Consider the following 25,335-nt stretch of genomic DNA (forward strand, 5'->3'; position numbering starts at 1 on the left):
GGAGCCAATACAATGTTCTCACGACGTGGATTTCTCGGCACCGCGGCGCTGGTGACAGCAAGCGCGGTCAGTGGACGCGCGCAGGCCGCCGCCATTCCGGAAGCGCCGACCATGGACAAAGCGGTGATGCAGCCGCCGCTGCATCCGACCAGCGGGCCCGACTACCGGCCCGTGGTGACGCTCAACGGCTGGTCGCTGCCGTGGCGGATGAACGGCGACTGGAAGGAATTCCATCTCGTCGCCGAGCCGGTGGTGCGCGAATTCGCCGACGGCATGAAGGCCAATCTGTGGGGCTATAACGGCCAGGCGCCGGGCCCGACCATCGAAGCGGTCGAGGGCGACAAGGTCCGCATCTTCGTCACCAACAAGCTGCCTGAACATACCACGGTGCACTGGCACGGCATGATCGTGCCTGCTGGCATGGACGGCGTCGGTGGCCTCAACCAGCCGCACATCAAACCGGGCAAGACCTTCGTCTACGAGTTCGTGCTGAAGAACAGCGGGACCTTCATGTACCACCCGCATTCCGACGAGATGGTGCAGATGGCGATGGGCATGATGGGCATGTTCATCGTGCATCCGTGCGACCCGGCGTTTCGTCCGGTCGACCGCGACTTCGTCTTCATCATGAGCAGCTACCTGATCGATCCCGGCACCTATCTGCCGAAAGTCAACGAGATGACCGATTTCAACATGTGGACCTGGAACAGCCGGGTCTATCCCGGCATCGATCCGATGCCGATCCGGCTCGGCGACAGGATCCGCGTGCGGATCGGCAACCTGACCATGACCAACCATCCGATCCATGTGCACGGGCACAATTTCGCGGTGACCTGTACCGACGGCGGCTGGGTGCCTGAGAGCGCGCAATATCCGGAGACCACCACCGACGTGCCGGTCGGCGCCGTCAGGGCGTTCGACATGCTCGCCGACAATCCGGGCGACTGGGGGTTTCACTGCCACAAGTCGCACCACACAATGAACGCGATGGGACATGACGTGCGCAATTTCATCGGCGTGTCGCGAAAGGATCTGGCGAAGGCCGTCGGCAAGCTCGCGCCCGACGCCATGGTGATGGGATCGACCGGGATGGCGATGGGCAACATGGAGATGCCCGCGCCCGACAACACGCTGCCGATGATGACGGGTACAGGACAATTCGGCCCGATCGAGATGGGCGGCATGTTCACGGTGATGAAGATCCGCGAGGGGCTCGGCCGCGACGATTACGCAGATCCCGGTCCCTACGACTATCCGCCGGGCACGGTTGCCTATGAGGTCGACACGCCGGCGGCCGAGCCCGCGCGTCAGCCGCGGCTGGCGAGCGAAAGACCAAGCCATCGATGAAGGGAATGAAGATGTAGCGGATCGACGCGCCATCCCACGACAAGCACGCATCAATCACAGAATGGAGAATCCAATGAAACACCTCACCAGCATCGGCGTCGCGCTGATTGCGCTGTCAATCGCAGCAGTACCGTCGCGCGGCCACGAAAAACACGATCACCAATCCTATTCGGCTGGCGAGCCCGGAGATCCGAGCAAGCCGTCGCGCACGGTCGAGGTCGAGATGAAGGAGATGGAGTTCACGCCGTTCCGCATCGAGGTCAAGCGCGGCGAGCAGATCCGTTTCGTGATCAAGAATGCCGGCACCGAGGATCACGAGTTCCTGCTCGCGACCACCGAGGAGAATCTGAGGCATGCCGAAGTGATGAAGAAGCATCCGCATATGGAGCATGACGATCCGAACGGCGTCCGCCTCGCGCCGAAGAAGACCGCGGAGATCGTCTGGAAGTTCACCAAGGCCGGGACGTTCGAATATTCCTGCCTGATCCCCGATCACCGCGACTACGGGATGACCGGCCGCGTCATCGTGAAATGAAAATGGCAACAAAAGAAGGGATGACGACGATGAACAGGATGATCCGGATTGCAGCTGCAGCTACGCTGGCGCTGAGTCTTAGTGGGCCTTGGGGCGCCGCTTTCGCGCAGGCCGCGTTCATCAACGGCGAGGTCAAGAAGATCGACGAGGGCGCAGGCAAGATCACGCTCAAGCACGGCCCGGCCAAGAGCCTCGGCATGGACGAGCCGATGACGATGGTCTACCGCGTCAAGGATCCCACGCTGCTCAAGCAGGTCAAGGTCGGCGACAAGGTCAGGTTCGAAGCCCAGGAGGGCGACGGCGGCTTCACCGTCACCGCGATCCAGAAGGCGAAGTGAGGCGGCGGCTGTACCGCTGCTCCGCGCAGGATGGGCTGGCGGCTGAAATGGAGCCGGCAGCCGGCAAACCGCGGGCAGCGGAATTCGCCTCGTATTTACCTTAAATGATGGTGCGGGGGGAACGTCCGTGGCAGCGGCGCGTTGCTGTGCATCATTCGGATGCAGAAGGCCCCTCCATGACAGTCAACGCGGCAATACTGATGGCGGCACTGGTGCTGTCGGGAACAGTGTTGGCGCAGAGCTCGGGTCCTTCGGCCGGTCCGGCAGGGGCCGGGCAGGCGGCCAACGTCACCACCACCGGCCAGGCGATCAACCCCGGCAAGTCGGCCGGTGACGGCGACCCGCCGACCGCGAAGTCAGCGAAGCCGGCCGACAGCGGCACGGTCGGCGCAAGCCGTCCGCATAAGCCTGACCGGCGCCTCGAGCACTACCCATAGCTGCGCTCCACCCATCGAGCGGCGAGGGGACAGCAAAAAGCCGGCGCAGTCGTTGTGGCTGCGCCGGCTCGATGTTTGAACGCTTGCCTTGCTCAGTAAACGAGGCCGGTGCCCGGGGGCTTCTCCAGCGCGGCGGCGAGCGAGCGATATTCGTCGCTGTTGGTGCCGGCGAGCTGGGCGATGCGGTTCAGGTGATATTGCGCCTGATCGCGGTTGCCCTGTTCGACCTGCCAGAGGCCGTAATACTGCCAGGTGCGCACATGGGCCGGGTCGGCCTTCAGCGCACGCTCGTACCAGATCTGCGAGACCTTGTAGTCGCCGAGCTTGCGATAGGAATAGCCGATCAGGTTGGCGACGTCGGCACGGTCATCCTGGCCGAGCGCCTTCAGCTGCTCGATCGCGGCGGTGTAGTCGTGCTTGTCGTAGATCGTGGCGTAGGCGGCACGGTAGCCGGCCAGGAACTTCTGATCGTCGATCGCGGAGCTCTTGTCCTTCTTCGCCTTCTTGCCCTTGCTGCCGCTGTCGGAAGCCGGCGGCGCGGGATTCTCGCTGCCTGCGGCGTAGGCCGAAATGACCGGCGCAGCGACGAGCATCATCGAAAGCACTGCGAGGCCCAAAAACTTCCCATGAAACTTCGGCGACTTGCTCATTCCTGGTTGCTCCTGATCGTTCCTGATCGTGCTCGGTAATCCTACACCGAAGCCTGATGACTTGAACACCCAAGGGTGCAGAACATTCCCGGCCGAATCCACGATTGTGTGATGTCAGCGCGTCGCCGGCCGCGCCGGCAACATGACCAAGATGTCATTCACATGAATGAATTCCGTCCATGCCCTTCAGAACGGGTTCAGTGCGCGGCCCCTAAGGTCACGTGCATTGATCGGTGAGGCCGACCATCCGGCCGGAGACCTCTCGATCCCGAAGAGGAGGACCACCATGCTGAAGACGATTTCCGCCGCGCTGCTCGCCATGTCCGTGATCGCAGCGCCCGCGCTCGCCGCCGAAACCGGCAAGACCGCAACCCCCGCGCCGGCGACCTCGACCGCTCCGGCGACCAAGGCCGCTCCCGTCATCAAGAGCGAGCAGCTGCCCTCGAAGGTGCGCAACGCCAACGCCAAGATGCACCACAAGCACTATCGCCATCACCGCCACCACAAGCACATGGGCATGCTGAAGGTGAAGTCGCCGAAGCATGCGACCAAGCACGTCCATGCCAAGGTCGCGACCAAGCACGTCGTGCCGGCCAAGCGCGGCTGATGAAACGAGGCTGAACCCTGATCCGAGGGGCGTCGTTCGATCCACATTGCCCCGCTGCGCCTTTCGGATGCAGAACCGGCCCGTCCGTCCATTGCTTCCCCAATGGCGGCGGGCCGGAGTGCGTCCGGGCTTCGGTTGCGCCTGGTGGGAATAACCGAGTTGCGAATTCCCTCCCTGGCGGTTTATGAGACGCCACCGGGGCAACATGAAACAGCTGACTTTGCGGACTTCATCAAGACTGGCAGCGATCCTGCTGCTCTCGATCCCGCTTGCCGGCTGCCTCACCAGCGATGACGGCGGCAGCTCGACAACTTTCACCGATGATCGCGGCGTCGCCAACCAGCCGTTGCCGGACCGTTACCGCGACCAGATCTTGGCCTTCATGCGGACCTATCTGAACAACCCGGTTGGGGTCCGCGAAGGCGGGATCGCCGAGCCGGTGCAGCGCACGGTCGGCGGCCGGCTGCGCTACGTGGTCTGCCTGCGCTACAGCGCGAAGGAATCCGACGGCAATTACCGCCCGGCCCGGGAGCGCGGCGTCCTGTTCGTCGACGGCCGACTCGACCGCATCCTCGACAATGCCGCCGAAGCCTGCGCCGGCGCGTCCTATGCGGCATTTCCGGAGCTGGAAAGGATGTCGCGCTAGGCGTGATCCGGAAAGTGTGAAGCGATTTTCCGGGAAGATCATGCCCGCGCCATAGATCGCGGCGGCTGAAGTCTGGCCGGATCGTTAGCGAACTCCGATCACTTTTCGGGGAGCGCTGAACTTCACCTTAGCCGTTTGCGACTTACATACAGCCGAAATAGGGCTGCTTAACCGGTGAAAAAGCCTTCCGTGGCAAGGAACAAACGGGCGTTGTTGCGACCCCGTCACAGCTCGGAAACATCACAGGTCAGGCATTGCCCCAAAGCAACCTAATTGGCGTCACGTTGTTTGTCTTAACAGCGCAGCGTTCGTAACGGGGATCAGAGATGAAGACGTTTTTGCTCGGCACGGTCGCGCTGGCCGCCCTTGCTGGTCCGGCATTTGCGGCCGACATGCCGGCCCGCACCTATACCAAGGCACCGCCGCCCTATACCGCTCCGGCGCTCGTCTACAACTGGACCGGCTTCTATATCGGCGGCCACGTTGGCGGCGCGTTCACCGACGGCACCAATCTGATGGGCAGCGACGCGCGCTTCATGGGCGGCGTGCAGGGCGGCTTCGACTATCAGTTCGCGCCCAACTGGGTGATGGGTATCGAGGCGCAGTACTCCTGGCTGCCGAGTTCGTCGAACAATGGTCTGGTGTTCCCCGCCGGAACGGTCGTGACCGGCAATACCGACCAGCTCGGTTCGGTGACCGGCCGCCTCGGCTACACCTGGGGGCCAGCGCTGCTCTACGCCAAGGGCGGCTACGCCTGGCGCGACAACAACAACATCACGGCGTCGGTCGGCGGCGTGCCGGCGGCCTTCACCACCGATGGCGGTCACAAGGACGGCTATACGGTCGGCGCGGGCCTCGAATACATGTTCGCCCCGAACTGGTCGGCGAAGGCCGAGTACCAGTACTATAATTTCGGCAAGACCAATTTCACCAGCGGTCCGGCCGACATTGTCGGCGCGAGCTTCCGGAACGACGAACATACCGTCAAGCTCGGGGTCAACTACCGCTTCGGCTGGGGCGGTCCGGTGGGCTCCCGCTACTGAGTGCGACGTCCATTCACTGCGTTCGAAAAGGCCGGCCTTCGGGTCGGCCTTTTTGTTGGCCTGACGCTTGCTTGTTCAGGCGATATTCACGCCTGATCGTGCAATGCAAAAAATAATTCCTGCATTGCACGGAACTTTCATCGTGATGCGCTATTGTGGGATCGCCGGGCTGGTGGACAAACGAACATGCGTAGTTTTGCGTTAGGGCTGATCATCTCTGCGGTCTCCGTTCCGTGCTTTGCCCAGACCATCCTCAAATCCGAACCCTTGGCGCTTGCGCCCTATGAGGTCGTGTTCGTGCAGGACGCCTCCTGTACGGCCGGCAAGGTGCTCAAGGTGACCGGGTCGATCCGCGGTCTGCATCGGCGGAAGATCTGCGTATCGCTCGCCGCCGAACAGGCGTCGCTGGCGACGGCGACGCCGTAAGGGTTGCAGGACGGCCGCATCAATATCCGGTCCGCCCCTGCGCACCGGACGATCCGCTGTCCCTCAATTCAACGTCGTTCAGTTCAAGCGTGGCTCGAGACCCGCTTCACGATCGGCATCGGCCTTGTTCTTGACCGGGTCCTCGTTCGGCTCGGGCTGGCAGGGCCGGATCTCATAGTCATTGTCCAGCACCGGGCGCGGCGAGGCTTTCTCCTCCTCGGAGACGGTATCCACCACCAGGCCCGATTTCCGGGCAAGCTTCCAGACGTCGGCCTCGGTCGGATAGGCCTTGCTCAGCTTGGCGTCTTGATAGAACAGCGCGTACGGCATTCGTCCTCCGCCAAACAACCGACAACGCCAAGGCCGCCCCCCGGGTTTCAGGCCAGATCGCCGTTCCGATCACGGAACCGTGAGCAAGATTTCAGGCAAGCCTCTGAAAACATGAATCATTTCGAACCTTTCGCCGGCGGGGCCTGAGTCCTTAATGAGCCGTAAACCCCGGAAAAAAGAATCCCCGGGACTCCCCGGGTAGAATCGCCGGATGCTCCGAGCCATGAGAGCGATCCACCAGCCCCCCTACGAACGCGTGCAGCTCGCGCTTGCGGTTGTGCTGCTCGCGGCCTGCGCCGCCAACGTGGCGCTGGTCTGGTCCTGGCTTTAGGAAATTTGCCTCCAGGAAAATTCGGCTCCAGCCAAAATCTGTATGTCGCGGCCCACGCGCTGCGACCTCCATTTCTACAAGGTCGACGGCGATATCCGCGCCCGCGTCGCCGAGATCGACGCTGTTCGTGCTGTCGGGCGGGCACGACTATTCCTGCACGCCGGAGGAGACGCTGGCGGTCGCCAGCGGCATTGCCGGCTGCGAGGCCACCATCATGAAAGGCCTCGGGCATTTCCCGATGAGCGAGAACCCAAGCGAGTTCTTGAAGCATCTGCTGCCGGTGTTGGAGAAGATCGGCGGGCGGTAAAGCGTTTTCAAGCGAAGTGGATACCGGTTCGCGGCTCCGAAAGCGCGTCAGGACAAGAGTCGCCGCCCTCGACCTTGCATGGCGCGGTATGACAGACTGCGCAATCGCACGAAGAGGTTACGCGGGAGGTCCCCATGCTTCCGAAGGCTGAAGCGGCATATTTCGCGATTGCCGACATCTCCGGCTATACCAATTTCCTCGCGGCGGTCGAGCTCGACCATGCCCAGGACATCATCGCCGATTTCATGGACGTGGTGGTGAAGGGGCTGCGCCCGCCGTTTCGCCTCGCCAAGTTCGAGGGCGACGCCGCGTTCGTCTACTCGACCGGGACAATCGACGGCTCGCTGCTGCAGGACGCGATCGAGGGCGCCTATTTCAAATTCCGCCGCCGCCTGCGCGACATCCGCCAGGCCTCGACCTGCGAGTGCAAGGCCTGCGTCGCGATGGGCGATCTCGATTTCAAGTTCGTCGTCCATCATGGCGAGATGGTGAAGCAGAAGATGGGCGGCCGGGAAGAGCTCGCCGGGCGCGACGTCATCCTGGTCCACCGGCTGCTCAAGAACACGGTCGGCGAGAAGCTCGGCGGGCGGGCCTACGCGCTTTACAGCGACGCGGCGATCCGCGCCATGGGCGTCGATCCGGTGGCGCAAGGTCTCATCCCGCATCAGGAGACCATCGACATCATCGGCCATGTGACGCTGTGGGCGCGCGATCTCGAAGCGGCGTGGCAGCACGACGACGCGCAAATGCGGATGGAGGTGACGCGCGAAGACGCCTACGCGATCCTGGAGTTCGACATCGCCGCGCCGCGGCAGACGGTGTGGGAGTTCATCACCGTGCCCGGGCAATGGCGGAAATGGTGGGACGCCGACGACATCGTCGAGGAATCGGGCAAGGGACGACGCGGTGTCGGCACCAGGAATCATTGCGCGCACGGCAACCATACCAATGTCGAGGAGACACTCGACTGGCGTCCGGTCGATTACTTCACGGTCGGCATCACGCTGCCGGTGCCCGGAGCCCCGCGCATCATCATGACCCGGGCCATTCTCGACGGCCCAGACGGAACGTCCCGTTTCGAGCTGCGGATCGCCAAGCCGAAGCCGAAGGACAGGGCGTTCCTCGATGGCGCCGCGGCCAAATTCGCCGAACGCATGACCCAGGCGGTGGCCGGCCTGCGATCGATGGCGGAAGGCAGGCAGCCCGGCGTTGACGCCATGGAAGAGCCGGCGCCGGCGCGATCGAGCGGACGCTTCCTGACCGAGCCGGTGAAATCAGGCGCGCGAGGCTGAGGGTCAGCAAACGTCCGGACAAGAGGGGCGCCGGTTACTTGCCGGATCGCGGTAGCTCGCTGTTGTCGCGGATCGCAGCGCGGACCTTGGCCATGGTCGTCGTGCAATATTCCTCGCGCTCCTTCAGGAAGCGCTGCTGCTGCGCGCGGAAGTTGGCGACACGCTCCCGCACCTCGGATCCGAAGTCGCCGCTGATGTCGAGCTTGGCGAAATGCGGCGGCTGCGCCGGTGGGACTTCCACGACGGTGACCGTCAAGGGCGGGGGTGCGGGGGGCAGGCCTTCGAGCACGGTCGGCACCGGCAGCGGCATGACCACCCTTTGCCCCTCGGCCGCAGGCTTGATCTCCACGGCGGGCCTTGCCTCCAAGGCGGGCTTTGCCTCCAAGGCGGGCTTTGCCTCCAAGGCGGGCTTTGCCTCCAAGGCTGGCTTGGCCTCCAAGGCCGGCTTTGCCTCAAAGGCTGCCTCGACCACGGCCGTCGCGGTGGCGGGCAGCGGAGCAGGTGCAGGCGGCACGGCGGTCCGCGGGGCAGCCGCAGGCAGCTCGGCGTCGGGCAGCTTGCCCTTCACCGACTGTACGAAAGCCATTGTCTGCGCGATCAGGAGATCGCGTTCCTTCATCCACTTCATGGCGCACCTTGAGCGCGCGGATTGCAGCAGAGCAACCCCCGGGAATCAAGCACTCGCCATCATGATGGTTGACGAAGACGTCTCTTTTGCAGGCACGGTGACAAAATTGTGACGTGACCTGCATGCGAGCACAGTCAGCGCTGGCGGGGATTGGTGTTCGGGACGAACGGGATACCGACGACCCGGACCGGTGCCTGACTGGCGGTCGGCACCTGATTCGCTACAGGCCGGGGCGCGGCGCTTGCCGGTGCGGGCGCCGGATCGAGCAAAGCGACGATGCCGGCAGCGACCAAGCTCAGCAGGGTGAAGCTGCCCAGAAGCAGTAGATTGCGGTCGGTTTCGCGGACCCTCATGCGGGAAAAATTGCGTGAAGGGGCAGAATGTTCCGAACAAATCCTCAGGCGCTTTCGCGCGGTTGGGTGCCAAGTTTGAGAAAGTGCGTCATGAACTGACCCGAGCGTGCGAATACATCGGCCTGATGGGCCCGGCGGCAGCGGTCGGGTCCGGCCTAGTGAGTCATCGCCTGGGCAGGTGCCTGTTCGACGCTGCGGGCCTCGATCTGGTCGGCGTAGCGGCCATACTCTTCGGCCATTTCGAGCAGCTTTTCACGAACCGCGGCGTCGGTGACCTGGCGGGCCAGCCGCCGCGCCTGATCGGACTGGAAACGATAATGGGCTGTGTCGGACATCGTGGGCTCCTCACACATGTGTAAGGGCCGTCCGGCAAAGGTTCATCGAGCCGTCATTGAAGGGAGGGCTTCATTGAAGGGAAGCGTTATTGAAGGGTGTTGGGCCGATCAGTCACTGTAGCCGCGACCGGGTGGCCCGCCTTGTCCTCGCGGACCTCGACCTCGAACCAACCCATCTCCTTCAGCTCGCGCGCCTTCTTCTCGGCCGCATCTTCGCTGTCGCGCTTCAGCACGATCCGACTGGTGCCATCCCGGGCAAGGATCAAATAGGTCATTGGCTGAGTCCCACCCCTCATTCTGCATACCGTGTTTCGGGCTGCAAGGACAGAGACAAGGCGAGGGGTGAGTGATCCTACGGGGATGATCCCACGATTCCTGCCAACGCACAGGGCGTCCGGCTGTTTCCAGGCTGCTGTCGATATCGAGCGGCTATGCCGAATGATCGCTGACATCCGAGGCGCGCCTGAGACCGGCGGAGGCTTTCATTGGCGCGCGGTTCGCCGTTGGCTTTCAGTGGCAGGTTTGCGAGTTGCGTCGCGCAAAGTACAATGAGATGATGCATATCATCCAATGGTCGTGGGGACCGGAAGACTACGGCTTCCGTTGAACGTTGTGGGTAATCCAAGCGAGGCTCTTTGATTGAACCGCGAATACGTGCTCGGCTTGGATCAAGGACAATGCGCGGCGCAAGCCGTGTCGATCTGGATGGAGGACTCGATGCCCAGGCACTTCGGTTTGAAGGCAACGTCGGCGGCAGGACGGTCGGCATTCACGGGATCATCAAGGGATTTGCAGCGGCGGACCGCATCGGCGTCTGCGTCGAAGAACCCTGCTGCGGCCAGTTCGCCGCCGTCAAAGCCCGCTTCGCCATGCTCGCAGCTGCCGTATTCTCCCACGAGCTGGCGGGGCTGCTGCGGCCGACGGTCGATCTCGGCCGACTGAAGCTGCGCGCGACGAGGGTGGCTTGCGAGTCTTCATAGCCGGGACGGCCCGCGCGTTTTGTCGCGCTTAAGGTCCAGGCGATCGATGCGTTCATCGATCAGTCGATTCAGTTGCTCGTCCCGCAGCGTATCCTTCCTGTACAGCCCGCCATGCAGGCGATAGGCGACGAGGAGCAGGACGACGGCAACGCCGACGAGATAATAGGGCCAGTTCATCATCGGAACCGCGTTTGGCAGTGTCCATTGTGAAACAGCGAGCCTTTGGCAACTCTGCCAGGCAGCGCTACCGGCGGCTCATCGGCACAACCGCGAGGTCAGCTCAATTGGCGCCCGCCAGGATGAACAGATTGTTGTAGACGGGCAGTGCAATGAGGGCGACCACATAAGCCATTTGGCGTTCGCTCTTGCCGTGCCAAAGCAGCCATATCACGAGGTAGGTCAAACCCAGCTTGGCAACAAGCCACCATTCACCTAGCCACTCCTGAGTGAGCCACATGAATGGGTTCAGTTCGCCCATTCCGCGCTGCAGGATTTCGTTGGTGGTGGTGAGATCCGAGTAGCCCATCAGCAGGGCACAGACCAACAGCATGGCCTTCAGCAACGACGTCCTTGCCCGCAGCTGCGTTTCCGTCATCCGGTGCCTGCCCGAAATCCGCTCATGGCTCCCTGTCGGGCAATTTTGCGGAATGATTTCGGCGAGTGCAAGCCTCCACGAGCCGGTTGTCCAACCCGCCAAGGCGACCATGCTGGGTACTCCGTACCGAGGCACGGCCCACCGACCGTCTGATTGATTTCGCGAAAAGATGGTGCCGGCTGAGGGGATTGAACCCCCGACCTTCAGTTTACAAAACTGCTGCTCTACCGCTGAGCTAAGCCGGCTACATGGAATGATTTGCGGGCTCGCATAGCAGACTTGGCGGGGTAGGACCAGAACTGAAGACCAGAACCTGACGGCCAGAACCCGGAAAGCTGATCGACCGCATCGCCCCCACCGGCCCGGCAGCAAAAAGGCGGCCCGAGGGCCGCCTTTTGCGCATCAGCGTTTCGCCGGAGCTATTGGCAGGGATGCTGGAGGCCGTCGCTGCCGCGGAACCAGGTGCCGGGGGTGCAGACAAAGCCGTTCTGCCGGGCATATTCCTCGCCGCCGATCGGGGCGCGGCCATAATAATCGGGGCCGCCGAACGGGGCGGTCGCGATCGCGGCCGCCGTGCCCACCGCGCCGCCGACCACGCCCGCGGCAACGTCGGCCGGGCCGGGGTCATAGCGGTTATAGCTGCCTTGCCAGTCGCGGTCCCGCCGATAGGTGCGGTGATGGTAGGCGGTGGGAGTCGTTCCCGGCGCCATGGTTTGGCATCGGGCGTCCGGAGCGGCGTTCGAGCAGCGGGCGGCGGTGCCGATGGTCTGTTGCGCCATCGCGGGGGTGGCCAGTGCCGAAGCGAGCAGGGCTGCTGCGCCAAGGATCTTGAGCTGTGTCATGCAGGATCTCCTCTCGTCGTTGTGACGAGCTAATCTCGCCGTGCCGTGCCCGTTCCGGCGCGGCTTTGCCCTGCGTTCAAACCAATGTGAAGTTCCGAAACGTGCGCGCATGATGCGTTCCGGGCTATGCGCTTTTGAGGGGATTTGGATGCAAGCACGCGATATCGACTACACCGCCGGCGATGCCAATCTGCGCGGCTATCTTGCCTTCAAGGAAGGTGGCGCAAAGCGTCCCGGCGTGCTGGTGTTCCACGAAGGGCTTGGGCTCGGCGATTTCGCGATGGAGCGGGCGCGCAGGCTTGCCGAGCACGGCTATGTGGCGCTTGCCGCCGACATGTTCGGCGATCGGCGGCAGGCCGCCGATCTGCAGCAGGCGATGACGCTGATCAGTTATTTGCGCACCAATCCCGCCACGCTCCGGGCGCGGGCCCGCGCCGCGCTCGCGGCGCTCACGGCATTGCCGGAGGTCGATGCGACGAGATGCGCGGCGATCGGCTTCTGCTTCGGCGGCACCGTCGCGCTCGAGCTGGCGCGCGCCGGCGTTGACCTCAAGGCCGTCGTCAGCTTCCATGGCGTGCTCTCGACCACGCAGCCTGCGGCAGCGGGTGCGGTGAAGGCGAGCGTGCTGGTCTTGACCGGAGCCGACGATCCGCTGGCGCCGTCCGATCAGGTCGCGGCGTTCGAGAACGAGATGCGCGCCGGCAAGGTTGCCGACTGGCAGGTGATCAGCTACGGCAACACGCTGCACGGCTTTACCAACCCGACCGCCGACGGCTCGATCATGAAGTCGGCGCTCCACGACGCGCGGGCCGATCGCCGCTCCTGGGCGGCGATGCAAGGCCTGTTCGACGAGGTGCTGGGTTGACGAGCTGCCGGCCTGACAAGATCGGCGATGTGGTGTTTGATCTGCCGTCATGCGTCGGCGCGGGGGATTGATGTTCGGAATCTTGAGTCTTGGCTTTCTGCTCGGCATGCAGCATGCGCTGGAGCCGGACCACATCGCAGCGGTATCGAGCATCGCGGCGCGCCGTACCCATGTCGGTGACATCGTCAAGCACGGCCTGACCTGGGGGCTCGGTCACACGCTCACTTTGTTTATCTTCGCCGGCGCGGCGATCCTGCTCGGGCACGCGATCCCGGAGACGGTGGCGCAGCCGATCGAGACCGCGGTTGGCGTCATGCTGGTCGGCCTCGGCGCGCATGTATGGTGGCGGCTGTGGCGCGACCGCGTGCACTTCCACACCCATTCGCATGACGGCGGCATGACGCATTTCCACGCCCACAGTCACGCCGGCGAAGCCGTGGCGCCTGCGTCCACCCTACCGCATGTCCGTGCCGCGCATAGCCACGCCCACGGCATCCGTTGGCGCACGCTGCTGGTCGGCCTGATGCACGGCATGGCGGGCTCGGCGGCGCTCCTGGTGCTGACGGTATCGCAGGCCCCGAACCCGGTGATCGGGCTCGGCTATGTCGCGCTGTTCGGCGTCGGCTCGATGATCGGCATGGGCGTGCTGTCCAGCGTGATCGCGGTGCCGCTCGCGGCCTCCGCGCGCTGGCTGACCTGGGCCAATCGCGGCCTGCAGATGGCGGTCGGCGCGGTCACAATCGCGATCGGCATCCATTCGATCATCGAGAACGCGTTCACCTGACACGCAGAGGCGCCGTTAACGATTTCTGATCCCGCACGGCCGCATTGACCGGATGCCGATGCTTACGCGTTAGGCTTACCGGAAGTTTGGCCCGCGTCCTTAACCCTTCCGCCGAGCCGTTGGATTAGGCTGCGGGTGGAACAATTCGGGACGCTGGGTGAACATGCGCGGAAGTCTTGCGCTTGCGATGTTGGCTGGGATGACCTCGACGGCGCTGGCCGGCGGCGGCTTCGACATCGTCGTGCCCAACCGGCCCGGCGTGCCCATCATCATCAATGGCGTCGATGCCTCCTACGCGGTGGTCGAAAGCGCGATGGGGCTGGCTCGCAACGAATCGATGGTGCCGACCGTCTATGGCGGCCGCCCGATCGATCCCCAGCCGAATGTCGGCCATTATTATCCGAGCCTCGGCCACATGCCGGGTTACGGCCGCCTCGAGATCGAGCCGCCGGCCAACCGCCGCCTGCCTCAGCCGGCCGAGAGCTATCATCAATCGTGGGGGGCGCAATCCGCGCCGCTGCCGGCACAGTCCAGCGTGCCGGTCGATCCGCCGCCGGTGATCTACGCGCCGCAGTTCAACGGGCCGCAGCCGCTGCCGGGACCTGTGCCGCGGCCACCGCGTCCCCGAGGACCCTAAATCAACTGCGCCAAATCAACAGCCCCAAATCAACAGCCCCATGAACGGGGTGCCTTCATAGCCACCAAGAGCTACGCGACCAACAGAGAGACCATCAGGAGAGAGTAATGCGTCAAATGATCAAAGGACTGATTGCGGCTGTGGCCGTCATGGTGACCGCGCCCGCAATGGCGTGCGGTTTCAACCCTTGCGGCTATTCCGCGCCCGTCGTGAATTACGGCTGCGGCGGTTGTGGTGGCTACGGCGGCTACTACGCCGGTTACGGCGCAGTCGAGCGTCTGCCTGACCCGGATGCCGCTTATCCCAGCGCGCCGCAGCAGTACTATTACGTCAACCAGGGCCCGACCTACACCGGCCCGGGCAATTGGGCCCCGCGTCCGTACTATCGCGAAGGCTACGGCCGCCCGTATTACGGCTATCGCCACTATGGCTACCGTCATTACGGCTACCGCCATCACTACGGCTATCGCCCGCACTATGGCTATCGCTACGGCTACGCACCGCATCGCTACGGCCATCCGCTGCGCCGCTACTACTGATCCGGCGACCAATCGAAGATATCAGCGCCCGTTCGCGTCAAGCGAGCGGGCGTTTTTCGTTCACATCAGCCCGAGCCGGCTGGCGCCGATATAGAGCGCGAGGACGCAGGCGTTCGACACGTTCAGGCTCTTGATCTCGCCGGGCATGTCGAGGCGGGCGACAGTGCTGCAGGTCTCGCGCGTCAATTGCCGCAAACCCTTGCCTTCGGCGCCGAGCACCAGCGCGAGCGGCTGCTGCAGCGGAACCTTGCCGAGATCCTCGGTACCCTCGCTGTCGAGGCCGACGGTCTGGAAGCCGTGGTCGTTCAACTCGTTCAGGGCGCGCGCCAGGTTCTGCACGGTCACCATCGGCACCAGTTCGAGCGCGCCGGAGGCGGACTTCGCCAGCACGCCGGTTGCCTCCGGGCTGTGGCGGGCGGTGGTGACGATCGCCTTCACCGCGAACGCCGCGGCCGAGCGCAGGATGGCGCCGACATTGTGCGGGTCGGTGATCTGGTCGAGCACCAGCACGATGCCCTGCTGCGCCAGCGTGTCGATGCCGGGTGAGGGCAGGGGATCGGCCTCCGCCAACAGGCCCTGATGCACGGCATCGGGGGTGAGGCGCCGGTCGATATCGCCGGGCCTGACGATCTCCGGTGTGACGCGTGTCGCGATGTTTTCGTCGGCGAGCCGCTTGGCGGCGTTCTCGGTGAGGTAAAGCTTGCGGATCTGGCGGTCCGGGTTGGCAAGCGCCGCCGCCACCGTGTGCCAGCCATACAGAATCACCGGTCCGTCGGAACCGGATTCGCGCTCCCGCCGAGCCGGCGGGCGGCCGAATTTCGGCCCTTTTTGGAAGGGTTTACCGCCCTTGCCTCGGAAATTGGGTTTGCGGTCGCGCTCGCTCATGTGAGGCTTGTGTCACTGATATCGCAGAATGGCAATTTAACCGGCAAATTGCGCGCCGGCTTGGTTGACTTTGGGGACCGCCTTCGCCCATAAACGCGCCCGACCGCGCACCCGTTTCGGGGCGTCCGGTTATCAGCGTCATTTCGATGACCCGGTCCGCCGCCACTCGCGCGGCCGGTTCGACGCTGTTGGACGGGGGAGTGTCCCGAGTGGCAAAGGGAGCTGACTGTAAATCAGCCGCCTCATGGCTTCGCAGGTTCGAGTCCTGCCTCCCCCACCAATCCACAACCAGGCACTGATATCCCTGCAAAATATTGAGTTTCGTGGTCCTACTTCAGGCAGGTAAGACGATAGACGGTCGCGCTTCTCAGCTCATGAATTGCTTCTGCAGCGAGGCGTTTGCGATTGGCAGCCTGAGTGTATTTGTAGGCCATCTTGCCGCCGCGCCAACCGAAGGTCGCTTCACCGGTGGCGACAGCGGGATCGACGTGCAGTCGCGATCGCTTACACGTACGCGCGGGAGGGTGCAGATTTGGCGCTCGCCTATCTCAGCGAGGAACGCCGCCGAGGTCAAGGCTCTGACTGAACGCGGGGGACGCAAGGCGGTGCCGATCCCGGGTAACATTCGTGATCCCGAGTCGCGACGATCCGGCTGGGCTATCGTCCAGAGCTCTTCGAGCATCACGCTGTCTTCTCAAATGCCCCGCGGCCGGGCTCCTCGGAGCCCCGGCCGCAGTGGCGTCGTTGCAAGAACCAGCGGCCTCGCTTACTCCGCCGGCTCGACCGCCGCAGGCATTTTCGCGACCGACATCAGCGAGCGCGCCACCTGGTTCAGCAGCTGATCGGCATTCTCTTCCTCGGCCAGCGACTTGGAGAGCAGACTGACGATGGCACTGTGGCGAAGTTGCTGGGCGAGATTGCGCGCCGTGGTGTAGCCCGCCATCTCATAGTGCTCGACGCGTTGTGCGGCGCCGATCAGCGCGAGGTCGGCGGCTGCATTTTCCTTCTTGTCGCCCTCGCCAATGATCTCTTCTCCCTCCTCGATCAGACCCATCATGCCCTTGCAGGGCTTGGGCTTGGCCGATTTGCCCAGAAGCTCGAAGCACTCGTTGATGCGCTCGATCTGGGCTTCGGTCTCGGCGAGATGCTGCTCGAACAGCTCGCGCAGCTGGTCGTAGCGAGCGGCCTGCGCCATCTTGGGAAGTGCCTTCGTCAACTGCTTTTCGGCGTGGAGAATGTCACGGAGCTCGTTTATCAGGAGTTCGCCGAGGCCGGACTCATCCTCAAGCGGCGAACTCTCCGTGACGATGGCGGTGGCAGGACCGGGCTCGCCGGCCTGGATGGCCGGGGACTCCGTGAACACCCAGTCTCCGCCCTCGTTCCAGGGCCCGCGGGTGTCGATCTCGCCATGGTCGCCTGTGCCGGTCGAATCGTTGAAGTACTGGTTGACCAGACCGGGCGTCGGCGCGATACGGCCGATGCTGAACGGCGGCTTGCTCAAGCTTTCGAGCGCGAGCGAGAACGCCTTCATGTGGGTAATCTCGCGGGTCATCAGAAACTGAAGAGCGTCCTTGGTGCCGGCGTCGTCCGTGAAATTGATCAGCCGCTCATAGACGATCTTGGCGCGCGCCTCGGCGGCGATGTTGCTGCGCAGATCGACATCCAGTTCGCCTGTGATCTTTAGGTAGTCGGCAGTCCAGGCGTTGCCTTGCGAATTGAACAGGTTCACGCCGCCGCCTCCGGCGATTGCGATCAGCGGATCGGACTCGGCGGCCTGGCGGTCGAACTTCGAGGGCTTGAGATGCATGCGAGCGAGCGTGCCCACTACTTCCAGGTGGCTTAGTTCCTCGGTGCCGATGTCCATGAGGAGATCCTTGCGGTCCGGATCCTCGCAGTTCAGGCCCTGAATGGAATATTGCATGGCCGCTGCGAGTTCGCCGTTTGCGCCACCGAACTGCTCGAGGAGCATGTTGCCAAAGCGCGGGTCCGGCTCGTCGACGCGAACGGTGAACATCAGTTTCTTGACGTGGTGATACATTGAGAACCTCGACTTCCTGAGCGGGGGATCGGGTGCGAACGGCGGCACCACGTCGTTCGTTCCTAAGGGCGTATCTCGATCATGATGGTGACCGTCCGGCAGGGTAACGTTGACCAGCAAAAGAGATCGCGCCTCTACGGACCGCCGGCCTCGCTGCAATGTCTCGACGGTAGAGAGGGGCTGGCACTGTCTTGATGAGCGACCTCCGGCTCCAGAGCTGCCGACAATAGGAACCTTCGATGCTTCCTGCGTATTCCCTCCTGGAACTGCGCGGAGGTGCTCCAATGACTGAGACAATTCGAGAGACCGAGATCACGGAGGCCGGCGTCCCCGGCGTTTCCTGGGCGGCCGTTGCGGCTGGCGCCGTTGCGTCCCTGGCTTTGACGCTTGTCCTGCTTTCATTTGGCGCCGGCATGGGCTTCGCCGTCGTTTCGCCGTGGGGCAACTCCGGCGTTTCGGCAAGGACGTTCGAGATCGGCACGGGATTGTTCTTCATCGTGATGGCGATGATTTCGTCGTCTCTGGGAGGTTATCTAGCCGGACGATTGCGCTCGAAGTGGTTCGGGTTGCGCGGTCCAGAAGTGCTGTTCCGTGACAGCGCCCACGGCTTTCTCGCTTGGTCCCTCGCTTCAGTCCTCGGCGCCGCTCTGCTCGCGGCGCCTGCCAGTTCGCTGATCGGAGGAACGCTCAGCGGAGCGACCCAAACAGCCGCAAGTTCCGCGCAGTCATCACCCATGGACGGCTATGTCGATAGGCTGTTGAGGTCCGATAACCCGTCTTCGCAAGCTCAGCAAAATCCATCGGACGCGCGAGCTGAGATGGTCCGCTTGTTCACGTCGAGCTTTCGCGATGGCAACGACCTGGCCGCTGGCGATCGTTCCTATGCGGCCAAACTGGTCGCGGCTCGAACGGGGCTAAGCCAGCAGGACGCGGAGAAGCGCGTCAGTGATGTCGTGACACAGGTCAAGACGGACATGGACAAGGCCAGAAAAGCTGCCATGCACACGGCAATCTGGCTGACGCTATCGCTTTTCATCGGCGCGTTCTGCGCCGCGTTTGCTGCCACCGAAGGGGGCGGGCTCCGAGACGGCACCTGGAGCAAGCATCCATTTCGCGCGGCGGTAATTAATCGCTAACCTCAGTCGAAAGGAAAATCATCATGCCGATCCTGTTGTGGCTCCTTGGTATCCCGATCCCCCTCATCATCCTCATCATGCTGCTTCATCACTAGGTAAGGTGAGACACTTAATAGGCCGCGCTGCTTGCAAGCCGCTGCGGGCTTTTGGGGGCTCTCCAGGGACCCTTGGGTTATTGAGGCCACGGCCCCAATAACCCAAGATCGCACCAGGCCGCCTCGGCTTCGGCGACCGTAGAACGTCAAACGCGGGCCCGATGAGCCCGTTCCTGATGCTGAAAAGTGCCACGGGAGATCATGGTCTCCAGGTATCCAGCACCTCGCCGGCTTCCGCCAACTCGATCTGGACATCGAAGCGCTGGGCGTAGAGCTGGAGGGACGCCTCATGGGCAGCATCCGAGGAGGAGCACAAGCCGTCTTTCACGACGATGACGCGGTAGCCGAAGTCGACGGCATCGAGGACCGTCGCGAGTACGCAGACATCGGTCTCTGAGCCGGTCACGAGCAGCGTATCGACATGCTTCTCCAACAAATAGGCTCGCAGCGCTCCGGTTGCGAAGGCTGAATAAACCGGCTTATCGATGGAGTGAGCGGGCGGCGCAAAGCCCTCGAGCTCGGGCACCAGGCGCAGCAGATTGAGATCCATGGTGCCGCGCGTCACCTTCGGCCATTTCTCATAATACGCGCGCCACATGCCGGCTGCATCCCGGGGCTCAACCGGCGGAATAAAGCGCGTGAAGACGGTACGCTCGGGCGCGCGGGCCACGAGCTCTCGAATGACCGGGACGACACGTGGCATCCACGGTGTGGGCCACGGTCCACCTGCGGCAAAGAGGCGCTGCATGTCGATGCAGAGATGCAAAGTGCGATCGCCGGGCGAGGCTTTAAGCCGCCCCATGACCGGCTCCCCGATGCCAAAGCGGAAACCCGTACCATGCCGTCAGGAGGCAAACGAACGCGGCCGTGCCGGTCGCAATGGCCGTGGGCGGGTCTTCGCTTACGATGTAAAGCACGACTGTGATGTCGGCGGCGATCCCGAGCGCGAGAGGAAGCGCGGCTGCAATCACGAGCGCGGAGCCGACGCGGAAGAATTGCGGGTCGTCCTCGCCGTGATAGGCGAGGCGGTGCAGCGATGCGGGCGTCATCAGGAGAAGGATCGAGAATGCCACGGCGAGAAGCCCGGCCGCATGGACGGCCTGCATCCAGCCGGGCAAGGCTTGGAAGGATCTTGTCAGCGCCGCCACCAATTGAAAGCCGAGCAGCGCCTGTCCGCCCGGGATGATGACGCGGGCTTCGGTCAGCAGCTGCTCGATCTTGGTTTTGAGCGGCGTCTCACTCTCCGGGGGCAGCGGTTTGGCTTTCCGCCGCAAAGCCATTCCCAGCCCAAAGAGCAGGCCGAGTCCGATCACGGCCAACCCCGCCCCGACGACGAGGCCGACTTCCTGCCCGACAAGGAAATCGAACACGACGAAAGCGGATGCGCCAAGGCCAAGCGTCAGGGGCAGGAGGCTCCAGCCAGTCAGGCTTGTCGCGACATGGAGCGCCCGGTGTCGGCTTCGGCCATGGCAGGCAATGCAGTGATACATGGATGGGGCAATGAGAAGACCAACGCTGCCGCAGAGCAGCACCAACGCCACGCACTGAAGCGAATGCCCCGCTGGCGACACATCGCGAAAATGCTCCTGAAACACCCCTTGAAAGGCGAAGCCGAATAGGACCTGCGCGCCCAGAATAAGGAGGCGGGATTCATCGAGGGCGGTCTTCAGCCTGGCATCGAGTTCTTTCGTCATTTCATTTTGATGAACTTTTTGTTGCGCTGGCTGGTTCCAAAGAGAAGGCTGACGAAAGGTAAGCATTGCAACCCGTTTCGATGCCTGGGGGCGCTTACGCTGCGCGTAAGAGACACTCGGCGATGCCGGACATGCGGTGCTGTGCGACGCCTTCATGCGCGCCTGTACAGGCTGCTGTCGCGAATTTGGAGGGTGCCGCGGCGCGCAGCCGCCACCACACTCACCCCCGCAAACCGCGCCGCAGCAGCTTGGCGAAATCCTGGGCCACTTGCGACGGCGCTTCGTGCGTCGGGGAGAGGATCGCGATCTGGTACTGGATCTTCGGCTTGAACGGGCGGATGGCGAGGTCCTCGTGAAGGGTTTGCTCACCATGGGTCGACGATGCCGGCGCCGCGGCCCCGGCGGGGTCGACCTGTCGTGGCTCACCGGCATCGGTGTTGCGATGGCGAGCTACCTTGCGCTGCATCGGCTCTTCGGACGTCCGCTGCCGCGGAGCGTTGCGGCGCCGGCCACGGACGCCGCGTCGATCGAACCCGCACCTACATCGACCTGACGCGGCACGCCGTGCGCTCGCCTCACTCCATCCGCGCGAACATCCCCACCAGCGTCTCGCGCAGCCAGCGCTGCGCGGGGACGGTGTCGTTGCGCTGGTGCCAGAACAGGCTGACGATGCGCGGCGGCGCCGGCAGCGGCACCGGCATGGCGTGCAGATAAGGCGCCTGGCGGGATTGTGCGCTGAGGTCGCGCGGCAGCACCGCGATCAGGTCGGATTGGCGCACGATTTCGTAGGCGGCGTTGTAGTGATTGACGATGGCGACGAGGTTGCGCGACAGCCCGCGCGAGCCGAGAAACTGGTCGTAGGTCGGCAAGGTTCGGCCGGCCAGGCTCACATCGACATGCCTGGCGCCGAGGAAACTGCGCACATTCAACCGCTTCTTGCCGGCAAGTGGGTGATCACGCCGCATGAAGCAGGCATAGTCCACCGTCCATAGCGAGCGCGAGCGGATCAGTCCCTGATGCAGCGCCTCATTGACATAAACGCTCAGCACGCAATCGACCCGATTGTCCTCGAGCTGGTCGGCGATCCCGATGATGGTGTTCGGCACGGTGCGGATGCGCGCCGTCGGCGCCATCTCGGCGAAGCGGTTCAATAGCCGCGGCATCACCAGAGCGGATACGTAGTCCGACATCGACAGGCTGAACTCGGTCTGCGCACGGCGTGAATCGAAGACCTCCTCATCGAGCGCGCCGCGGATGCTCTCCAGCGCGCCGCCGATCGGATCCCACAGCGCCACGGCCCGCTGGGTCGGGCGGATTCCCGTGCCGGATCTGACGAACAGGGGATCGCTCAGCGCGTCACGCAGTCGTGCCAGCGCATTGCTGACTGCGGGCTGCGTCATCTTGAGCGTGTTCGCGGCGCGCGTGACGCTGCCCTCTGTCATCAACGCCTCGAACACTTTCAGGAGATTGAGGTCGAGCGTGCGAAACGGCATCGGCAACATTCATGCTGGTGATATACTAGATCATAATTATAAATTATTGCCATAATCGAGGTTTGTCTATCATTCCCCCGGACCGACCTCGCGGCGCGTGCCGACCGCGGGGCGGAGGGGGGCTGTTTCATGTCGATGATTTCGGCGCGCATCGAGCGCCTGCCGTTCGCGCGTTTCCATGTGCACCTGCTGCTGATGGGCGGCCTGGGCTATCTGTTCGACGCGATGGATGCCGCCGTGCTGGCGTTCATCCTGCCGGTGCTGCGCACCGCCTGGGGGCTGACCAATGTCGAGACCGGCGTGCTCGGCTCTAGCACCTTCGTAGGCTATCTGTTCGGTGCGCTGCTGGCGGGGACACTGGGCGACCTGATCGGCCGCCGCGCGGTGATGATGTCGGCGCTGGCGCTCTACAGCGCGGCCTCGCTGGTCAGCGCGGCGGTGGACAGTTGGCCGGCGTTCTTCGCCGCGCGGGTCGTCGCCGGCATGGGCACCGGGGCGGAAAGCGCGATCATCGCGCCATACCTCGCGGAGTTCGTGGCGCGGCGTCACCGCGGCGCCTTCACCGGCGCGCTCGCTGGCTTCTTCTCGTTCGGCTTCGTTGCGGCCGCCTTGCTCGGCTATTTCATCGTGCCGGCCTACGAGAACGGCTGGCGCATCGTGCTCGTCATCACCGCCATCCCGGTCGTGATGCTGTTGTGGTGGCGGAGGTCGCTGCCGGAATCGCCGCGCTGGCTGGAGAGCCGCGGCAGGGTGAAGGAAGCCGAGGCAGTGCTCGACAAGGTCGAGGCGAGCTTCGCGCGCGAGGGCCGGGTGTTATCGCCGCCGGTCCAAGAGCCCGTTGTGCCGGCTGTATCGTCGGGAACGCTGCTGAGCAATTTTGCGGCCCTCTTGGCCGGCCGCCAGGCGCGGATCACGACCATGACCTGGATCATGTGGCTGTCGATCACGTTCAGCTACTACTCCTTCTTCGTCTGGATTCCCGGCCTCTTGGTGCAGAACGGCATGAGCATCACCAAGAGTTTCGGCTATTCGCTCGCGATGTATTGCGCGCAGGTGCCGGGCTATTTCACCGCCGCCTTCTTCAATGAGCGGATCGGGCGGCAGGCCACCATCGCAACCTACATGCTGCTCGGCGGCGTCAGCGCGCTCGGGCTCGCCTTTGCTGCCAGCGACGGGCAGATCTTGGCAGCAGGCCTGCTGCTGTCGTTCTTCATGAACGGCACCTATGCCGGCGTCTATGCCTACACGGCCGAAGTGTTCCCGACGTCGATCCGCACCACCGGGGCAGGGCTCGCCTCGGCGATCGGCCGCATCGGCGCGATCGCCGCGCCTATCCTGGTCGGTTACCTCTATCCAAACTTCGGCTTCGCCGGCGTGTTCGGCGTCACCACGACTGTCTTGTTGATCGGCGCCTTGACGGTGGTGCTGATGGGCGTGCCGACGCGCGGCCGATCGCTGGAAGATATTGCAAGCGAAGCCGTGTGACTACGCGGGCGCTGCCCTCACAGGAGACGTTTATGACAAGTATCCTCTTCAAGAATGCCGCGCTGCTCGATCCGCTGCGCTCCGAGCTGCTCGAAGGCCACCACGTGCTGGTCGAGGACCGCCTGATCAAGGAGGTCTCCGACCGGCCGATCGAGGCGTCGGTCGATCGCGCCATCGACCTCAAGGGCAAGACCCTGATGCCCGGCCTGATCGACCTCCATGTGCATGCGGTCGCGGTCGAGCTCGATTTGTCGCAGCAGGCGCGGATGGCCAACGTGCTGGTCACGCTGCGCTCGACCATGCTGCTGCGGGGCATGCTGAAGCGCGGCTTCACCACCGTCCGCGATGCCGGCGGCGCCGGTTATGCGCTCAAGCAGGCCATCGACACCGGCCTGACCGACGGTCCGCGGCTGTTCGTCTCCGGCCGCGCGCTGAGCCAGACCGGCGGCCACGGCGACGGGCGCGCCCGCTCGGACTATCTGGCCGATCCGACCTGCTCCTGCTGCGTGCGGGTCGGCGCGATCGCGCGCGTCGTCGACGGCGTCGATGCGGTGCGCAAGGCGGTGCGCGAAGAGCTGCAGATGGGCGCCGACCAGATCAAGATCATGGCCTCCGGCGGCGTCGCCTCGCCGACCGATCCGATCGGCGCCTACGGCTATTCCGAGGACGAGATCCGCGCCATCGTCGCGGAGGCCAAGGCCCGGCGTACCTATGTGCTGGCCCATGCCTACACTGCGGAAGCGATCGAACGCGCGGTGCGCTGCGGCGTGCGCACCATCGAGCACGGCAATCTGGTCGATCTGCCGACCGCGCGCCTGATGGCCGAGCAGGGCGCCTATGCGGTGCCGACGCTGGTCACCTACGAGGCATTGGCCAACGAGGGCGCCAAATACGGCCTGCCTGCGGCAAGCGTCGCCAAGATCGCCGACGTCCGCGATGCCGGCCTGCGCTCGCTCGCGATTTATCGCGAGGCCGGCGTCAAGATGGGGTACGGCAGCGATCTGCTCGGACCGTCGCAGCGCTTGCAGAGCGACGAGTTCCGGATACGCGCCGAGCTACTCGGTGCGCAGGCCGTGATCCATAGTGCGACCATGGTCGGCGCCGAGGTGCTCGGCATGGAAGGCAAGCTCGGCCGCATCGCGCCGGAGGCCTTTGCTGACCTGCTGGTGGTCGAGGGCAATCCGTTGCGCGACGTGGGTTGCCTGCTCGGCCAGGGCGAGCAGATCCCGCTTGTCATGAAGGCCGGCAAGGCCGAGGTTGATCGGCTGGGCGGATAGGCTCAATTGACCTCGCCCCACGTGCGGGGGACGGCGAGCGTGCGGCTGAACGATTTCGGAATTTTGGAAATCTACCCGTGAGTTGCCCGACGTGTCAAGTAGCCTGGTCGAGCGTGTCAGTAGCGCGTGATCTGTCGCCTGTTTGTAGCTCGTGAAGTGTCGTGTTTTTGGTGCCCCGGAACCAAGGGGGCGCGATGGGCACGGCATCCATTCACGAGGGTGTACGACGGATGCGGTTTTCAGATTTGCTGGAGCGGACGGAGGCCAAGGAGCTGACGCAGGAGGCGGCGTCGGAGGTTCTGGGGATCAGCGTAAGGACGTTTCAGCGCTGGGCGGAACGCTTTGAGGCGGAGGGCGATGCCGGGCTTGTCGACCGGCGTATGGG

The 25,335-nt window shown here is 63.9% G+C and carries 34 protein-coding genes and 2 tRNA genes; 20 read left to right on the top strand and 16 right to left on the bottom strand.

The window, feature by feature from the left end; translation table 11 throughout:
- Positions 1-12 precede the first annotated feature (12 nt).
- From AKN83_RS31140 to AKN83_RS31155, 4 genes are all read left to right on the top strand, one after another.
- Complete coding sequence (locus AKN83_RS31140; protein WP_050402828.1) at positions 13-1,347, top strand: multicopper oxidase family protein; 1,335 nt, start codon at positions 13-15, stop codon at positions 1,345-1,347.
- 73 nt (positions 1,348-1,420) lie between these two features.
- Positions 1,421-1,882, top strand: a complete 462-nt coding sequence (locus tag AKN83_RS31145) for a cupredoxin domain-containing protein (protein WP_172803647.1) — start codon at positions 1,421-1,423, stop codon at positions 1,880-1,882.
- A gap of 29 nt (positions 1,883-1,911) precedes the next feature.
- Positions 1,912-2,220, top strand: a complete 309-nt coding sequence (locus AKN83_RS31150; protein WP_050402865.1) for a copper-binding protein — start codon at positions 1,912-1,914, stop codon at positions 2,218-2,220.
- Between the two features lie 176 nt (positions 2,221-2,396).
- Entirely contained in the window at positions 2,397-2,657 is a 261-nt protein-coding gene (locus AKN83_RS31155; protein ID WP_063695615.1) for a hypothetical protein, read from the top strand.
- Between the two features lie 92 nt (positions 2,658-2,749).
- Here the strand turns inward: AKN83_RS31155 and AKN83_RS31160 are convergent, their stop codons facing one another.
- Positions 2,750-3,307, bottom strand: a complete 558-nt coding sequence (locus tag AKN83_RS31160; protein WP_050402825.1) for a tetratricopeptide repeat protein — start codon at positions 3,305-3,307, stop codon at positions 2,750-2,752.
- 286 nt (positions 3,308-3,593) lie between these two features.
- Here AKN83_RS31160 and AKN83_RS31165 point away from each other — a divergent pair, with 286 nt between their 5' ends.
- The 4 genes from AKN83_RS31165 (at position 3,594) to AKN83_RS31180 (ending at position 6,029) form a co-directional block, all read left to right on the top strand.
- Entirely contained in the window at positions 3,594-3,914 is a 321-nt protein-coding gene (locus tag AKN83_RS31165) for a His-rich protein BRANT (protein ID WP_244522170.1), read from the top strand.
- A 205-nt stretch (positions 3,915-4,119) separates the two neighbouring features.
- Positions 4,120-4,560, top strand: a complete 441-nt coding sequence (locus tag AKN83_RS31170) for a hypothetical protein (protein ID WP_244522171.1) — start codon at positions 4,120-4,122, stop codon at positions 4,558-4,560.
- A 326-nt stretch (positions 4,561-4,886) separates the two neighbouring features.
- A complete protein-coding gene (locus AKN83_RS31175) occupies positions 4,887-5,603 on the top strand; it encodes an outer membrane protein (protein WP_050402823.1) in 717 nt (238 codons plus the stop codon).
- A gap of 186 nt (positions 5,604-5,789) precedes the next feature.
- Positions 5,790-6,029, top strand: a complete 240-nt coding sequence (locus tag AKN83_RS31180; RefSeq protein WP_050402822.1) for a DUF6719 family protein — start codon at positions 5,790-5,792, stop codon at positions 6,027-6,029.
- Between the two features lie 78 nt (positions 6,030-6,107).
- On the opposite strand, the gene AKN83_RS31185 is transcribed toward AKN83_RS31180, so the two are convergent.
- Positions 6,108-6,359 (bottom strand): hypothetical protein, encoded by a 252-nt coding sequence (locus AKN83_RS31185; protein WP_050402821.1) that lies wholly within the window; start codon positions 6,357-6,359, stop codon positions 6,108-6,110.
- A gap of 458 nt (positions 6,360-6,817) precedes the next feature.
- Between AKN83_RS31185 and AKN83_RS31190 the strand changes: the two genes are divergently transcribed.
- Together AKN83_RS31190 and AKN83_RS31195 are read left to right on the top strand one after the other, a co-directional pair.
- The gene (locus AKN83_RS31190) at positions 6,818-6,997 is read left to right on the top strand and encodes an alpha/beta fold hydrolase (protein WP_050402820.1); all 180 of its coding nucleotides are present in this window, start codon (positions 6,818-6,820) and stop codon (positions 6,995-6,997) included.
- 134 nt (positions 6,998-7,131) lie between these two features.
- Complete coding sequence (locus AKN83_RS31195; RefSeq protein WP_050402819.1) at positions 7,132-8,289, top strand: DUF2652 domain-containing protein; 1,158 nt, start codon at positions 7,132-7,134, stop codon at positions 8,287-8,289.
- Between the two features lie 34 nt (positions 8,290-8,323).
- Here the strand turns inward: AKN83_RS31195 and AKN83_RS31200 are convergent, their stop codons facing one another.
- From AKN83_RS31200 to AKN83_RS31215, 4 genes are all read right to left on the bottom strand, one after another.
- Positions 8,324-8,917 carry a hypothetical protein gene (locus AKN83_RS31200; RefSeq protein ID WP_063695616.1) on the bottom strand — a complete coding sequence of 198 codons (594 nt, stop codon included), beginning with the start codon at positions 8,915-8,917 and terminating at the stop codon, positions 8,324-8,326.
- Between the two features lie 134 nt (positions 8,918-9,051).
- Positions 9,052-9,270 (bottom strand): hypothetical protein, encoded by a 219-nt coding sequence (locus tag AKN83_RS31205; RefSeq protein ID WP_050402817.1) that lies wholly within the window; start codon positions 9,268-9,270, stop codon positions 9,052-9,054.
- Positions 9,271-9,425: 155 nt separating this feature from the next.
- On the bottom strand, positions 9,426-9,605 hold the full coding sequence (locus tag AKN83_RS31210; protein ID WP_050402863.1) for a hypothetical protein: 180 nt from the start codon (positions 9,603-9,605) through the stop codon (positions 9,426-9,428).
- An 86-nt stretch (positions 9,606-9,691) separates the two neighbouring features.
- Positions 9,692-9,880: a hypothetical protein gene (locus AKN83_RS31215; RefSeq protein WP_050402816.1), complete on the bottom strand. Its 189-nt coding sequence runs from the start codon at positions 9,878-9,880 to the stop codon at positions 9,692-9,694.
- A gap of 402 nt (positions 9,881-10,282) precedes the next feature.
- Here AKN83_RS31215 and AKN83_RS31220 point away from each other — a divergent pair, with 402 nt between their 5' ends.
- Complete coding sequence (locus AKN83_RS31220; RefSeq protein WP_050402815.1) at positions 10,283-10,585, top strand: hypothetical protein; 303 nt, start codon at positions 10,283-10,285, stop codon at positions 10,583-10,585.
- On the opposite strand, the gene AKN83_RS31225 is transcribed toward AKN83_RS31220, so the two are convergent.
- From AKN83_RS31225 to AKN83_RS31240, 4 genes are all read right to left on the bottom strand, one after another.
- Positions 10,580-10,765, bottom strand: a complete 186-nt coding sequence (locus tag AKN83_RS31225; protein WP_050402814.1) for a hypothetical protein — start codon at positions 10,763-10,765, stop codon at positions 10,580-10,582. The genes AKN83_RS31220 and AKN83_RS31225 overlap by 6 nt on opposite strands.
- A gap of 100 nt (positions 10,766-10,865) precedes the next feature.
- Positions 10,866-11,291, bottom strand: coding sequence for a DUF5658 family protein (locus tag AKN83_RS31230; protein ID WP_157113653.1), 426 nt, complete (start codon positions 11,289-11,291; stop codon positions 10,866-10,868).
- Between the two features lie 59 nt (positions 11,292-11,350).
- A tRNA-Thr gene (locus tag AKN83_RS31235) sits at positions 11,351-11,425 on the bottom strand.
- A 174-nt stretch (positions 11,426-11,599) separates the two neighbouring features.
- Positions 11,600-12,022, bottom strand: a complete 423-nt coding sequence (locus AKN83_RS31240) for a hypothetical protein (RefSeq protein ID WP_050402813.1) — start codon at positions 12,020-12,022, stop codon at positions 11,600-11,602.
- 148 nt (positions 12,023-12,170) lie between these two features.
- Between AKN83_RS31240 and AKN83_RS31245 the strand changes: the two genes are divergently transcribed.
- From AKN83_RS31245 to AKN83_RS31260, 4 genes are all read left to right on the top strand, one after another.
- Positions 12,171-12,887 carry a dienelactone hydrolase family protein gene (locus AKN83_RS31245; protein WP_172803649.1) on the top strand — a complete coding sequence of 239 codons (717 nt, stop codon included), beginning with the start codon at positions 12,171-12,173 and terminating at the stop codon, positions 12,885-12,887.
- A 70-nt stretch (positions 12,888-12,957) separates the two neighbouring features.
- Positions 12,958-13,671: a HoxN/HupN/NixA family nickel/cobalt transporter gene (locus tag AKN83_RS31250; RefSeq protein WP_050402811.1), complete on the top strand. Its 714-nt coding sequence runs from the start codon at positions 12,958-12,960 to the stop codon at positions 13,669-13,671.
- A gap of 163 nt (positions 13,672-13,834) precedes the next feature.
- Positions 13,835-14,308 carry a hypothetical protein gene (locus tag AKN83_RS31255; RefSeq protein ID WP_050402810.1) on the top strand — a complete coding sequence of 158 codons (474 nt, stop codon included), beginning with the start codon at positions 13,835-13,837 and terminating at the stop codon, positions 14,306-14,308.
- A gap of 107 nt (positions 14,309-14,415) precedes the next feature.
- Complete coding sequence (locus AKN83_RS31260) at positions 14,416-14,847, top strand: hypothetical protein (protein ID WP_172803650.1); 432 nt, start codon at positions 14,416-14,418, stop codon at positions 14,845-14,847.
- A 60-nt stretch (positions 14,848-14,907) separates the two neighbouring features.
- Here the strand turns inward: AKN83_RS31260 and rlmB are convergent, their stop codons facing one another.
- Positions 14,908-15,732, bottom strand: a complete 825-nt coding sequence (rlmB, locus tag AKN83_RS31265) for a 23S rRNA (guanosine(2251)-2'-O)-methyltransferase RlmB (RefSeq protein ID WP_050402808.1) — start codon at positions 15,730-15,732, stop codon at positions 14,908-14,910.
- 194 nt (positions 15,733-15,926) lie between these two features.
- Between rlmB and AKN83_RS31270 the strand changes: the two genes are divergently transcribed.
- Positions 15,927-16,012, top strand: a tRNA-Tyr gene (locus AKN83_RS31270).
- 486 nt (positions 16,013-16,498) lie between these two features.
- On the opposite strand, the gene AKN83_RS31275 is transcribed toward AKN83_RS31270, so the two are convergent.
- Positions 16,499-17,770, bottom strand: coding sequence for a DUF892 family protein (locus AKN83_RS31275; protein WP_050402807.1), 1,272 nt, complete (start codon positions 17,768-17,770; stop codon positions 16,499-16,501).
- Positions 17,771-18,054: 284 nt separating this feature from the next.
- Here AKN83_RS31275 and AKN83_RS31280 point away from each other — a divergent pair, with 284 nt between their 5' ends.
- Complete coding sequence (locus AKN83_RS31280; RefSeq protein WP_050402861.1) at positions 18,055-18,906, top strand: hypothetical protein; 852 nt, start codon at positions 18,055-18,057, stop codon at positions 18,904-18,906.
- Between the two features lie 294 nt (positions 18,907-19,200).
- On the opposite strand, the gene AKN83_RS31285 is transcribed toward AKN83_RS31280, so the two are convergent.
- From AKN83_RS31285 to AKN83_RS31300, 4 genes are all read right to left on the bottom strand, one after another.
- Positions 19,201-19,803, bottom strand: a complete 603-nt coding sequence (locus AKN83_RS31285; RefSeq protein ID WP_050402806.1) for a cysteine hydrolase family protein — start codon at positions 19,801-19,803, stop codon at positions 19,201-19,203.
- A complete protein-coding gene (locus AKN83_RS31290) occupies positions 19,790-20,761 on the bottom strand; it encodes a DUF6328 family protein (protein ID WP_157113654.1) in 972 nt (323 codons plus the stop codon). Before AKN83_RS31290 ends, AKN83_RS31285 begins: the two co-directional genes overlap by 14 nt.
- A gap of 154 nt (positions 20,762-20,915) precedes the next feature.
- Entirely contained in the window at positions 20,916-21,161 is a 246-nt protein-coding gene (locus AKN83_RS40100; protein WP_050402804.1) for a hypothetical protein, read from the bottom strand.
- Between the two features lie 109 nt (positions 21,162-21,270).
- Positions 21,271-22,188 carry a LysR family transcriptional regulator gene (locus AKN83_RS31300; protein WP_050402860.1) on the bottom strand — a complete coding sequence of 306 codons (918 nt, stop codon included), beginning with the start codon at positions 22,186-22,188 and terminating at the stop codon, positions 21,271-21,273.
- Between the two features lie 129 nt (positions 22,189-22,317).
- Here AKN83_RS31300 and AKN83_RS31305 point away from each other — a divergent pair, with 129 nt between their 5' ends.
- The 3 genes from AKN83_RS31305 to AKN83_RS38905 all read left to right on the top strand — a co-directional run.
- Entirely contained in the window at positions 22,318-23,673 is a 1,356-nt protein-coding gene (locus tag AKN83_RS31305) for an MFS transporter (protein WP_050402803.1), read from the top strand.
- A gap of 32 nt (positions 23,674-23,705) precedes the next feature.
- Positions 23,706-24,950 (top strand): metal-dependent hydrolase family protein, encoded by a 1,245-nt coding sequence (locus AKN83_RS31310; protein WP_050402802.1) that lies wholly within the window; start codon positions 23,706-23,708, stop codon positions 24,948-24,950.
- A 194-nt stretch (positions 24,951-25,144) separates the two neighbouring features.
- Positions 25,145-25,335: helix-turn-helix domain-containing protein (locus AKN83_RS38905; RefSeq protein ID WP_157113547.1), on the top strand; the 191-nt coding region annotated here is incomplete at its 3' end.

It is taken from the genome of Bradyrhizobium embrapense, from assembly GCF_001189235.2.
GTDB lineage: Bacteria > Pseudomonadota > Alphaproteobacteria > Rhizobiales > Xanthobacteraceae > Bradyrhizobium > Bradyrhizobium embrapense.